Consider the following 11395-nt stretch of genomic DNA (forward strand, 5'->3'; position numbering starts at 1 on the left):
ATCGGAGACACGATATCGGTGCTCTGAAGTTTAGCTATTGCGTTACGTCATCACTCGCCGCGTGAGCTTTGTGCCGGACCACGAGATCACGAAAAGTTGATGTCATTGTTCTGCGCTGTTCATTACCGCATGCAAGCTCAGGTAGATGATCAGGCTCTTCCGCTTGGCTATGATGGGTGGGCGTACTTCATATACAGGAGATTTTGATGCATACCCAGAAGCTTGCCTGTTTCGTCCTTCTCGCAGCGCTGATCGGTATCACAGCGCCTGCCGAGGCCAGATCGCCGAATCAGGTTCTTGGCACCTGGCGCATGGTGACCGCGCAGATCGACCCGGACGGCAAGAACGTGCCGGCCTACGGCGACAAGCCAAATGGCCTGCTGGTGTTCACCGAAGACATGCATTTCATCGAAGTGCTGAGCGATGCGAACATTCCAAAATTCGCCTCAAATGTCCGAGGGCAGGGCACGACCGAAGAAAACCGCGCCGCGATGGCCGGCAGCATCGGCTTCTTCGGCACCTATACGGTGGACAAGGACGGCGTCTTCAGCGGCAACCGCGTCGAAGCATCGACCTTTCCGAACTGGATCGGGCAGGTGCGTACCCGCAAGGAGCTGCGCCTGGTTGTCGAAGGCGATCGCATGACCGAGAATTTCCAGAGGCCGGACGGCACCAGGATCCGGATCGTCTGGCAGCGGGTAAAGCGTCAGTAGCGGTCACAGGACCATGCCATTATCTCGATAGCGAAGATCGACTCCTGTAATCCGATGATCAGGCTGGCCTCGCGCGTCAAGTGCGAGGTGAAACCGGCCCCTGTGAAGCAGGAATTCAACAGCAAAGTTAACTATGGATAGCTTTGCGTAAGTTTGAAGGAACGGAAAATGGCGTCTCGCACACTCATGATGATTGCTCCTGGGATAGTGAGTCAATAATTTAGTAACCACTTCACCATATTTTGCCGTAACTGCCTGTGCTGTCGCGTTCGCTTGCGCGGTCTCTGCTCAGGGAGGTCCGCCGCCAGCCGATATCGAGAAGATCACCAAGATGCTCAATTTGATGGTGAGCCGCCTGTCGAAGTATTCGCGTTCGACGATCGATTACAGCCAGCTCGGGCAGAAGCCAGCGGCGAGCACACCGTGCGCCTGGGGGCCTGCATCCATCAAACGACCCGATGTTAGAAATCACTCAGCTTTGCGCCATCGATCTCCTCGATCTGGTCCAGACGCACGGTGTCGCCAGTACTTATCGACATGTACTCGGCACCATTCTTTGCGTATAAGTCGGTAATGGAGGCCGTGTAATACTGTATGGCGCCTGTCTCGTTGCGAATGCCGATCTGCACTGGCTTGCCTAAGGTGGCGTTGGCCTCGAGCAGATCGTGAAATTCGCAGTTGATCGGCTGGTATGGGGAAGAAAAGTTTGTCGTCATGGTCGAGTCACTTTCAATGGGGTTATCAAGGCGAGCGAGTTGGGCAAATTTGTTGAGCTAGGCCCGTTTTTGCTCCTGTAATGTTTCTAGTACATGCCGCGTCATGCTGCTGGCCAGCTCCTCCTCACCAACGAACACCCGTCCGCCGGTCTCCGCCCGCAACAACTCCGCTTCCTTGTCGTTATGCGTGCGCACCACGCAGCGGATCGATGGATTGAGCGCCTTCGCAATCTCCACCATCTTGCGCACGTCGAAGGTGTCCGGCGTCGCGATCACCAGCATCGCCGCCTTGTGGATATGCGCCTGGATCAGCACCGCCGGTTCCGCCGCATTGCCCACCACCGCCGGAATCCCGCGCTGACGCGCCTGCTCGACCAGTTCGCGATGCTGCTCGGCGAGCACGAAGTGAATGCCACGCGCCGTCAGGTCGTCCGCAATGCGCCGCCCGACCCGTCCAAACCCCACCAGCACCACTTGGTTGCTGAGCTTTTCGCGCGAGGTCGTCATCGGCAGTTCCGCCAGCGGATCGGCTGGCCGTTCCAGCCTGCGCGCCAGATGCATCAGGTGGTCTTGCGTGCCCAGCCAGCGCTGCACCGGCTCGATCGACGAAAACACCAGCGGATTGAGGGCGATCGAGATGATGGCGCCGGCAAGGATCAGGTTTTGCCCCAGCTCCGGCAACAGCCCGAGCTGCATGCCCAGCGCCGCGAGAATGAAAGAGAACTCGCCGATCTGCGCCAAGCTGGCCGACACGGTCAGCGCCGTATTGAGCGGATACCGCAGCGCCAGCACCAGGATAAAAGCGGCGAGTGACTTGCCAACCACGATCACCAGCACCACGCCCAGCACGTGCAGCGGATTGTCGACCAACACCATCGGATCGAACAGCATGCCAACCGAGACGAAGAACAGCACCGAGAACGCATCGCGCAGCGGCAGCGATTCCTCGGCCGCGCGGTGGCTCAGTTCCGACTCGCGCAGCACCATGCCGGCAAAGAAGGCGCCCAGCGCGAACGACACGCCGAACAGGCTCGATGACGCATAGGCGATGCCGACCGCCGCTGCGATCACGGCCAGCGTGAACAGCTCGCGCGACGCGGTCTTGGCCACCCGCCACAGGAACCACGGAAAGACCTTGCGCCCGACGATCAGCATGAAGGCGATGAAGCCGCCCACCTGCAGCAGGGTCATGCCCAGTGCCGGCCACAGATCGAGCCCGGCGTCGCCCTTGCCGCCCAGCGGGCCTGCGAGCGCCGGCAGCATCACCAGCACCAGCACCATGACGAGGTCCTCGACCACCAGCCAGCCCACCGCGATGCGGCCGTTCATCGAGTCGAGCACCCCGCGTGCCTCCAGCGCGCGCAGCAGCACCACGGTGCTCGCCACCGATAGCGCCAAGCCGAACACGATGCCCGCGCCCAGGCTCCAGCCCCACCACCACGACAGCGCCATGCCCATCCCGGTGGCCACGCCGATCTGCAGCAGGGCGCCGGGCAGGGCGATGCGGCGTACATCGAGCAAGTCCTTCAGCGAGAAATGCAGCCCGACCCCGAACATCAGCAGCATGACCCCGATCTCGGCCAGCTGTGACGCCAGGCCGATGTCCGCCACGAAGCCCGGCGTGGCGGGGCCTATGAAGACGCCGGCGGCCAGGTAGCCGACCAGCGCCGGCAGTTTGAGGCGCACGGCCAGCATGCCGAATATCAGGCCGAAACCGAGTGCGGCGGCAATCGTGGTGATCAGGCTTAATTCGTGATGCATGTAGTGGAGGACTCTTGAACAGGTGGGAAGGTCTTTAGTATAAGTCAGCAGTATGTACAGGCTAAAAAAACCCGAGCAACGCCGGCGCGTCGTCCGCGCCTGAAGTGCGATAGCATTGGTATAACGTCACTGCCGAGCTAGCGCTGCATGGAAAAACAAGATGAACTGCGCCGTTCCAAACGGATCGCCCTCGGCTTCTTCATAGGCGCGGCCGCGCTGTTCGTGATCAGCCTCCTGCTGCCGTATACCTGGTGGACTGGCCTGCTGCGTGCCTTCTCCGAAGCGGCCATGGTCGGCGCGCTGGCCGACTGGTTCGCGGTGGTGGCCTTGTTCCGGCGCGTGCCGATCCCGATCGTGTCGCGCCATACCGCCATCATCCCCAGCAACAAGGACAAGATCGCCGACAACCTGGCGCTGTTCGTGCGCGAAAAATTCCTCGACACCGATTCCATCGTCGGCCTGATCCGGCGCCACGATCCGGTGCAGAAGGTGGCCGAGTGGCTGGTCAAGCCGGCCAATACCGAATTGATGGGCGCCCACCTGGTGCGCGCCGCGACCTTCATGCTCGACTTCATCGAAGACGCGGCGGTGCAGAACTTCATCCGCCGCGGCGTGCACACGATGGTGAACAGCGTCGACCTGTCGAAGTCGAGCGGCGCCATCCTGGAAAGCCTGACCCGCGGCCGGCGCCACCAGGAACTGCTCGACGAAGGCATCCGGCAACTGGCACACTTGCTGGACAACGCCGACACGCAAGACTACATCGCCCAGGGCATCGTCGAGTGGCTCAAGGAAGACTATGCCTTCATCGAGAAGATGCTGCCCTCGGACCTCATCGGCCGCAAGGGCGCCGACATCGCCGTGCGCCTGGCCGCCGGTGTGCTCAACAAGGTGGCGGCCGATCCCGAGCACCCGCTGCGCCACCGCTTCGACGACTACGTGGCCGGCTTTATCGAACGCCTGAAAGGCGACCCGGCCTTCCTGGCCAGGGCCGACGACGTCAAGCGCTACCTGCTCGAGGACGAGACCGTCAACACCTATCTCGGTTCGCTGTGGGCCGAACTGAAGGCCTGGCTCAAGCGCGACCTCGAAAGCGAGGATTCCAGGCTGCGCGTTCGCATCGTCGCCATGGGCGCCTGGATCGGCAAGGTGCTGAGCGAAGATCCGGCCTTGCGCCAGTCGCTGCACGAGAACCTGGAAGCGGCCGCGCGCGGCGTGGCGCCCGAGTTTGCGGGCTTCCTGACGCGCCACATCGCCGACACCGTCAAGCAGTGGGACGACCGCGAGATGTCGGCCCAGATCGAACTCAATATCGGCAAGGACCTGCAGTACATCCGCATCAACGGCACCATCGTGGGCGGCATGATCGGCGTGACCTTGTACCTGCTGTCCCACCTGCCCGCGCTCCTGAACTGAAGGCCTCCACCATGCACACGCTCGCACTGAACGACTGGCTCGCCGCCCACCCCGAGGTCGAGCGCATCCCCGAACGCGACCTGTACGTGGTGGCGCGCTACATGATCCCGATCGACGCCAACCTGGCCCAGGGCTGCCTGGAGGCGTCCGGCATCCCCGCCATGCTGGCCGATGCGCATTTGATGCAGACCGACCTGCTGCTGGCGCCGGCGCTGGGCGGCGTGCGCCTGCTGGTCGATGCGGAGCACGTGCAACAGGCGCATACGGTGCTCGAAGCGCTGGCGCGGGGCGACTTTGCGCTCGACGAACACGCGCCGGACGGCGAGTGGCAAAAGGCCGAGTAGGCCGGGTCGACAAGCGGGGTAGCGTACGAAATGATGTTAGCAGTGCCGAAAACAACAACGGCCCGGTTCTTGCGAACCGGGCCGTTCTGTATTTGGTGGTGATAGGTGGACTTGAACCACCGACCCCAGCATTATGAGTGCTGTGCTCTAACCAGCTGAGCTATATCACCTGAAACTGACAAAAGCAAAAATGGCTTGACTCGTTGGAGAGCCAAGCCATTCGCTTGGAATTCTTGGTGGTGATAGGTGGACTTGAACCACCGACCCCAGCATTATGAGTGCTGTGCTCTAACCAGCTGAGCTATATCACCGCAACGACCAATATTATCGGGCGCGACCGGTTGCGTGTCAAGATCGTGGCGTGTTCTGCGCGGAAAAATGTCGCATCGATGTCATTTATCCAACGTTTCGAGGTGGTCCAGCATCGCCCCCGCCGGATCGGGCCCCAGGCAGTCGATCACGATCCGGTCCGGCATCGCGCGCAGCCAGGTGATCTGGCGCTTGGCCAGTTGGCGGGTGGCGATGACGCCCAGTTCGCGCAACTCCGCACGGTCGATATTGCCGTCCAGGTAGTCCCAGGCCTGGCGATAACCGACGCAGCGGATCGACGGCAGCGCGGGCGACAGGTCGCCGCGTGCACGCAGGCGCGCCACTTCCGCCACCAGACCGCCATCGTCGCTATCGCCCAGCATCTGGTCGAAACGCAGCGCGATGCGCTTGTGCAGCACGGCGCGGTCATCGGTCTCGAGGCCGAACGACACCAGTTCGAACGGCAGCTCGGGCTTGGCGCGTTTTGCCAGCAGGGCCGACATCGGCTGGCCGGACAACGCATGGATTTCCAGCGCGCGGTTGATGCGCTGGGCGTCGTTCGGCGCCAGGCGCGCCGCCGTCACCGGATCGACCGCGCGCAGCTTCTCGTGCATGCCGGGCCAGCCGATGCGCGCAGCTTCTGCATCGAGCGCGGTGCGCACGCCCGCATCCGCCGTCGGCAGATCGTCCAGGCCGTCGACCAGTCCCTTGAAATACATCATCGTGCCGCCTACCAGCAGCGGCAGCTTGCCGCGCGCCGTGATCTCGCCCACCAGGCGGATGGTATCGGCGCGGAACTGCGCGACCGAATACGCCTCGAGCGGATCGAGGATGTCGATCAGGTGATGCGGCACGGCGGCCAGTTCGTCAGGTGTGGGCTTGGCGGTGCCGATGTCCATCCCGCGATACACCAGGGCCGAATCGACCGAGATGATTTCGCACGGCCGCGTTTGCGCGATGCGCAGGGCGCTGGCCGTCTTGCCGGACGCGGTCGGGCCCATGATGGCCACGGCCATCGGCTTGTTCGTCTGGTTCATCATTGGCCGCGCAAGAACAGTTTATCGAGCGCGGAGATCTCGAGCTGGACCCAGGTCGGGCGGCCGTGGTTGCACTGGTCGGCGCGTTCGGTGCTTTCCATCTGGCGCAGCAGCGCGTTCATCTCGGGCACGGCCAGGATGCGGTTGGCGCGCACCGCCGTGTGGCAGGCGAGGGTGCCGAGCAGCTCGTTGCGGCGCTCGATCAGCACGCGCGAGCCGCCATATTCGCGTACGTCGCGCAGCACGTCGCGCGCCAGGGTCTGGGCGTCGGCGTTCTTGAGCAGGGTCGGCACGCTGCGCACGGCGAGGGTGGTTGGCGACAGCGCGGCGATGTCGAAGCCCAGCGTCTTCAGGGTGTCCTGGTGCTCGGTCGCGGTCGCGACCTCGATCGCGTCGGCGTAGAAGGTCACCGGGATCAGCATCGACTGCACCTGCATCTCCTGGCCCTGGGCCTGGGCGTCGAGCGCGTTCTTGATCTGCTCGTAGAGGATGCGTTCGTGGGCCGCGTGCATGTCGACCAGCACCAGGCCGCGCGTGTTCTGGGCCAGGATGTAGATGCCGTGCAGCTGGGCCAGCGCGAAGCCGAGCGGGAAGTCGTCGTTCGACAGCGGGCGGTCCGATGCCGAGAGCGGCACAGCCATCGGGGCGGTCGAAGACGCAGGCATCGTGGTCGTCGCATCCGACTTGAACAGCGCGCCATAGGCCTCGGTGCGCTGCGCCACGCCACCGGTGGTCGATGGATCATCCCAGCGGCTCCCCGCCGGATATGGCGACGGCGAGAAGGTCGACAACTGCGCCCCGAACGACGTCTGCTCATGCGGGCGCATCTGCGGCTGCGATGGCGACGGCGACATTTGCCACAGCGGCGTGCCACTCGGCCGCACCTCGGCCGCCGTGATCGGCGCCGGCACGCTGCCGTGCGCCGTGGCCGAGGTCTGGGCCAGCGTGCGCTGCACCGCGTGGAACACGAACTGGTGCACCGCGCGGCTGTCGCGGAAGCGCACTTCGATCTTCGATGGGTGGACGTTGACGTCGACCAGCGCCGGATCGAGGTCGAGCGACAGCACGTAGGAGGGGAAGCGGTCGCCGTGCAGCACGTCCTGGTAGGCGGCGCGCACCGCGTGCACCAGCACCTTGTCGCGCACGAAGCGCCCGTTCACGTAGAAGAACTGGCCGTCGGCGCGCGCCTTGGAGGCGGTCGGCAGGCCGACGTAGCCATGCAGGTGCAGCGGACCGGCCGATTCGTCCAGGGCCAGGCGCGCCTCGGCGAAATCGCTGCCGAGGATGTGGGCGCTGCGCTTGGCCGCTTCGCTCACGTTCCAGTGGTCGATCGTGCGGCCGTTGTGCGACAGGCTGAACGACACGTCCGGACGCGCCAGCGCGATGCGGCGCACGACTTCGGCGCAGTGACCATATTCGGTCTGTTCGGATTTTAAGAACTTGCGGCGCGCCGGGGTGTTGAAGTACAGGTCCTGCACGTCGATCGTGGTGCCGAAGGCGCCGGACGATGGCGCCACCGTGCCCTCGTGCGAGCCGACGATCTCGAAGGCGTGGGCCGCGTCGGGCGTGCGCGAGGTGATGCGCACCGCGGCCACCGAAGCGATCGAGGCCAGCGCCTCGCCGCGAAAGCCCAGCGTGCCCACGTTCTCGAGGTCGTGCAGCGACGTGATCTTGGAGGTCGCATGGCGCGCCAGCGCCAGCGGCAGTTGTTCCGGCGCGATGCCGCGGCCGTTGTCGGTGATCGCGATGCGCTTGACGCCGCCTTCTTCGAGGCGCACGGTGATCTGGGTCGCGCCCGCGTCGAGCGCGTTTTCCAGCAGTTCCTTGACGACGGCCGATGGCCGCTCGACCACTTCGCCGGCGGCGATCTGCGAGATGAGCTGGTCGGGGAGCTGCTGGATGGGGCGGTGGGTCGGGGCAGGGGCGTTCATGGTGCGATTATATCGCGCTGCTCGAGCCCCGGATCGTCAACGACTCATTGCTGTTCGCGCACGGGAATCGGCACATTGCACAGGTCGATCGCGCCGGCCGCGACCTTGGTCCACGGACCGCCGCGGTTGCGCTGGGCCTCGATCACGGCCTGGAAGGCGGCGCTCTCGGTGCGCATCACCTCGAGCTTGCTGCGCTCGGCCTGGGGCACGTCGGCCGCCAGGCGCACGCTGGCGATCGGCGTGCGTTGCTCGGCTTTCTCGTAGAAGCCAAGGGCTCCGGTCCCGCGCGGCATCACGGTGAGCAGCGGCATGCCGGCCACGATGCGGCCGACCACGGTGATGTTGCGGTCCAGGTGGCGCGGCGCGTGGCCGATCACGGTGTACAGCTGCGAACCGTTGCCCGTATTGGACGCCTCGTCGCGCGCCACGCCGACCATGGCGTAGCAATGCGGCAACCAGGCTTGGCCGCCCTTCGGGTCGCGCGCGACCGGGAAGCCGTTCACGTGGCCCACCTGCGGCGCGTAGACGTCGCGTTCCTTCAGCTGCGTGAACGCGCCGGTGCCCTTGGCGGGCACGGTGAATTCGGCGTCCACGGTCTTGGCGGCCTTGAACGGGCGCGGCGTTTCCTCGTCCGGATCGCCCCATTGCACCACGAAGCCATCTTGCGCGCGCATGACCCACAAGCCGTCGAAGTAGCGTTCGCGCACCAGCGCGCGGATGTTCGCGGCCGCCTTCGGCGCGAAGTTCGGCGCCAGTTCCATGACGACGCGGCCTGCCGGCAGTTCCATGTACAGCGTGTTCTCTGGATCGAGGGGGCGCCAGTCGCCCGGCTTGGACGCCTTGACCACGTCCGCCACCGAGGGCTTGGGTGGCAATTCCTTGCCGGACCCAGCCGGTGCGGCGTCGGCGTCGTGCGCGAGCAGGGCAACGAGCGCCATGCCGGTGATTGCGTGGATCGTGGTCGCTGCCTTCATGGATTCTCCGTTTGGTTATGTGTATCAGGCAATTGTAGTCGAGCGTGAGGTCTGTACAAACCTGGCGCGCAGGTCCTGCGCCATAGTTGACAATTGGTGTAAATAAGTCGGCAAAAAGCGAAAATTCAGCGCCTTTTGTTGCTGCGGCGCACTCAAGTTAGCTGCGCCGGGTCCGATAAGGATAGGGTAAGCCCACTATCTGGACATCCATGCGTAACCTGATCGCACTATTCGCCCTGAGCCTGGTCACCGCTCTGGCGAATGCGAACGATGCAGCTCCAACGACCAAGCCCGCGGTTGAGAAACCCGTGGCAATCGCTTCGATCAAGCCGAACCTGCGGCCTGGCGCGGCGACCCCTGCTGCTGCCCAAAAATCCGAAGAAGATGCGGAAGTCGACCTGTCGGTCCGCATCGCCGAAAAACTGGCCGAGCTGCGCGCCAAGCAAGCCCTGCGCGCCGAGGACGCCGCACGCGCACGCCGCGCCGCGGAAGCCCGCCGCAAGAAGGAAGCCGCGGTTGCCGCCGCTGCAGCCGTCGAGGCCGCCAAGCCGAAGAACGGTACCCACTGGACGTATGAGGGCGAATTCGGCCCCGAGAACTGGTCGAAGATCAATACCGCATGGGCATCCTGCAATACCGGCAACCGCCAGTCGCCGATCGACCTGCGCGACGGCATCAAGGTCGACCTGGAGCAGATCAGCTTCGACTACCACCCGAGTTCGTTCAACGAGATCGACAATGGCCATACGATCCAGGTGAACGTCGCAGGCGGGAACTTCCTGAGCGTGGGTGGGACCACCTACGAGCTGCAGCAATTCCACTTCCATCGTCCGGGCGAAGAGCGCATCAACGGCAAGGGCACCGAGATGGTCGTGCACCTGGTGCACAAGAGCTACGACAACAAGATCGCCATCCTGGCGGTGCTGCTCGAGCGCGGCGACGCCAATCCCATGATCCAGACCGTCTGGAACAACCTGCCGCTGGAAAAGCACATGACGGTGACGCCATCGATCGTGCTCGACGTGAACGAAATCCTGCCGGCGCGGCGCGACTACTTCACGTATATGGGTTCGCTGAGCGAGCCGCCGTGCACCGAGAATGTGCTGTGGCTGGTGATGAAGCAGCCGATGACGGCCTCGCCCCAGCAGATGGCCTTGTTCTCGCGGCTGTATCCGTTCAATTCGCGGCCGGTGCAGCAGGCGAATGGGCGAATGGTCAAGGAATCGATGTAATAGCAAAAGCCCGGGATGCCGGGCTTTTTTGTTGGCCTTGAGACCGTCGTCCCCGCGAAGGCGGGGACCCAAGTGTGCTTGAGTTGATGCTACTCTTGATGCTGTGGGCTGTTCGACTGACTTAGGTTCCCGCCTTCGCGGGAACGACGTCTCATGGCAGCAGGTCAAGAAATACGGTAACGCCCTTCCCACACTGCGCCCGGCGCCAGCTCGACCGGGCTCAACTGCGCTGGCTCGATGCACACGAAGCGCTGGTACTCGTCGTCTTCCATATCGGCCAGAGCGGCCGTGTCCGCAGCGCCCGGATTCCACACCACGGCATCCTTGAATCCCGCCTGCTCCAGCGTCAGTACGCGCGCCCAAGTGCCCAGGGTGATGTTGCCGGCAACATTCTCATAAACCACGTCGAGCTTGTCCGCGATCGACAAGGTGCCCGCCTCGAGCCCCTCGATGCGCACGTCCGCCAGGTGCGGCACCAGGTGATAGGTATGCAGCGCCGCCGCGAACGGGAAGGGCGCGGCGCCCGCGTTGCGCACGCCGAGCGCCATCTCCAGCGCATTGGCTTGCACGGTCACGCGCAGCGTCAGTGCAAAGCGGTGCGGCCAGGCAGCGGCCATTGCCGGCGCCAGGTCGGCTTCATTCAGGCCGAATTCCGCCCACGCCGTATCGCCCTCGATGCCGTGCCCTTCCAGGCGCCAGGTGCTGAGCCGTGCGAAGCCATGGCGCATGCCGTCGCCGCGCTCGCCGAACTGGGGAAAGATGACCGGCACGCCGCCACGGATCGCGCGGCTGCCGTCCAGGGCCGAGCGGCTGCTGAGGAACATGCGCTCGCCGCCGTCGGCGCCGTGCCACGATACCAGGTGGCCGCCATACAGGGTGACGACGGCGCTGGCGCCGTCCGGCGCCGTGATGCGAATCGCGGGCAATTGCCCGAAGCTGATGTTTTCCATGATGGGTTCCGG

General features: G+C 64.3%; 10 protein-coding genes and 2 tRNA genes. 4 read left to right on the top strand and 8 right to left on the bottom strand.

What is annotated here, in order from left to right:
• The first annotated feature begins 206 nt into the window (after nt 1-206).
• On the top strand, nt 207-713 hold the full coding sequence (locus tag FVD38_RS02405; protein WP_147933367.1) for a lipocalin-like domain-containing protein: 507 nt from the start codon (nt 207-209) through the stop codon (nt 711-713).
• A gap of 461 nt (nt 714-1174) precedes the next feature.
• Here FVD38_RS02405 and FVD38_RS02410 read toward each other — a convergent pair whose 3' ends face one another.
• Nucleotides 1175-1429, bottom strand: coding sequence for a hypothetical protein (locus tag FVD38_RS02410; protein WP_147933368.1), 255 nt, complete (start codon nt 1427-1429; stop codon nt 1175-1177).
• A gap of 57 nt (nt 1430-1486) precedes the next feature.
• A complete protein-coding gene (locus tag FVD38_RS02415) occupies nt 1487-3190 on the bottom strand; it encodes a cation:proton antiporter domain-containing protein (protein WP_147933369.1) in 1704 nt (567 codons plus the stop codon).
• Nucleotides 3191-3337: 147 nt separating this feature from the next.
• On the opposite strand from FVD38_RS02415, the gene FVD38_RS02420 reads away from it, so the two are divergent.
• Both FVD38_RS02420 and FVD38_RS02425 read left to right on the top strand, forming a co-directional pair.
• Nucleotides 3338-4606: a DUF445 domain-containing protein gene (locus tag FVD38_RS02420; RefSeq protein ID WP_147933370.1), complete on the top strand. Its 1269-nt coding sequence runs from the start codon at nt 3338-3340 to the stop codon at nt 4604-4606.
• 11 nt (nt 4607-4617) lie between these two features.
• Complete coding sequence (locus FVD38_RS02425) at nt 4618-4950, top strand: putative signal transducing protein (RefSeq protein WP_147933371.1); 333 nt, start codon at nt 4618-4620, stop codon at nt 4948-4950.
• A 93-nt stretch (nt 4951-5043) separates the two neighbouring features.
• On the opposite strand, the gene FVD38_RS02430 is transcribed toward FVD38_RS02425, so the two are convergent.
• The 5 genes from FVD38_RS02430 to FVD38_RS02450 form a co-directional block, all read right to left on the bottom strand.
• A tRNA-Met gene (locus tag FVD38_RS02430) sits at nt 5044-5120 on the bottom strand.
• Between the two features lie 64 nt (nt 5121-5184).
• Nucleotides 5185-5261: transfer RNA gene (locus tag FVD38_RS02435), tRNA-Met, on the bottom strand.
• An 81-nt stretch (nt 5262-5342) separates the two neighbouring features.
• Nucleotides 5343-6299 carry a tRNA (adenosine(37)-N6)-dimethylallyltransferase MiaA gene (gene miaA / locus FVD38_RS02440; RefSeq protein ID WP_147933372.1) on the bottom strand — a complete coding sequence of 319 codons (957 nt, stop codon included), beginning with the start codon at nt 6297-6299 and terminating at the stop codon, nt 5343-5345.
• On the bottom strand, nt 6296-8227 hold the full coding sequence (gene mutL, locus FVD38_RS02445; RefSeq protein ID WP_147933373.1) for a DNA mismatch repair endonuclease MutL: 1932 nt from the start codon (nt 8225-8227) through the stop codon (nt 6296-6298). The genes miaA and mutL overlap by 4 nt, the downstream gene beginning before the upstream one ends.
• 44 nt (nt 8228-8271) lie before the next feature.
• Nucleotides 8272-9201 (bottom strand): peptidylprolyl isomerase, encoded by a 930-nt coding sequence (locus tag FVD38_RS02450; protein WP_147933374.1) that lies wholly within the window; start codon nt 9199-9201, stop codon nt 8272-8274.
• A gap of 209 nt (nt 9202-9410) precedes the next feature.
• Here FVD38_RS02450 and FVD38_RS02455 point away from each other — a divergent pair, with 209 nt between their 5' ends.
• On the top strand, nt 9411-10433 hold the full coding sequence (locus FVD38_RS02455) for a carbonic anhydrase (RefSeq protein ID WP_123072062.1): 1023 nt from the start codon (nt 9411-9413) through the stop codon (nt 10431-10433).
• Between the two features lie 164 nt (nt 10434-10597).
• Here FVD38_RS02455 and FVD38_RS02460 read toward each other — a convergent pair whose 3' ends face one another.
• Entirely contained in the window at nt 10598-11383 is a 786-nt protein-coding gene (locus FVD38_RS02460) for a D-hexose-6-phosphate mutarotase (protein WP_147933375.1), read from the bottom strand.
• Nucleotides 11384-11395 lie beyond the last annotated feature (12 nt).

Source organism: Massilia arenae, from assembly GCF_008014745.1.
GTDB lineage: Bacteria > Pseudomonadota > Gammaproteobacteria > Burkholderiales > Burkholderiaceae_D > Telluria > Telluria arenae.

Excerpts from the sequence above, each read along its gene's own strand:
- FVD38_RS02405 (WP_147933367.1), top strand. The coding sequence starts at position 207 with ATGCATACCCAGAAGCTTGCCTGTTTCGTCCTTCTCGCAGCGCTGATC.
- FVD38_RS02410 (WP_147933368.1), bottom strand. The coding sequence starts at position 1,429 with ATGACGACAAACTTTTCTTCCCCATACCAGCCGATCAACTGCGAATTT.
- FVD38_RS02415 (WP_147933369.1), bottom strand. The coding sequence starts at position 3,190 with ATGCATCACGAATTAAGCCTGATCACCACGATTGCCGCCGCACTCGGT.
- FVD38_RS02420 (WP_147933370.1), top strand. The coding sequence starts at position 3,338 with ATGGAAAAACAAGATGAACTGCGCCGTTCCAAACGGATCGCCCTCGGC.
- FVD38_RS02425 (WP_147933371.1), top strand. The coding sequence starts at position 4,618 with ATGCACACGCTCGCACTGAACGACTGGCTCGCCGCCCACCCCGAGGTC.
- miaA (WP_147933372.1), bottom strand. The coding sequence starts at position 6,299 with ATGATGAACCAGACGAACAAGCCGATGGCCGTGGCCATCATGGGCCCG.
- mutL (WP_147933373.1), bottom strand. The coding sequence starts at position 8,227 with ATGAACGCCCCTGCCCCGACCCACCGCCCCATCCAGCAGCTCCCCGAC.
- FVD38_RS02450 (WP_147933374.1), bottom strand. The coding sequence starts at position 9,201 with ATGAAGGCAGCGACCACGATCCACGCAATCACCGGCATGGCGCTCGTT.
- FVD38_RS02455 (WP_123072062.1), top strand. The coding sequence starts at position 9,411 with ATGCGTAACCTGATCGCACTATTCGCCCTGAGCCTGGTCACCGCTCTG.
- FVD38_RS02460 (WP_147933375.1), bottom strand. The coding sequence starts at position 11,383 with ATGGAAAACATCAGCTTCGGGCAATTGCCCGCGATTCGCATCACGGCG.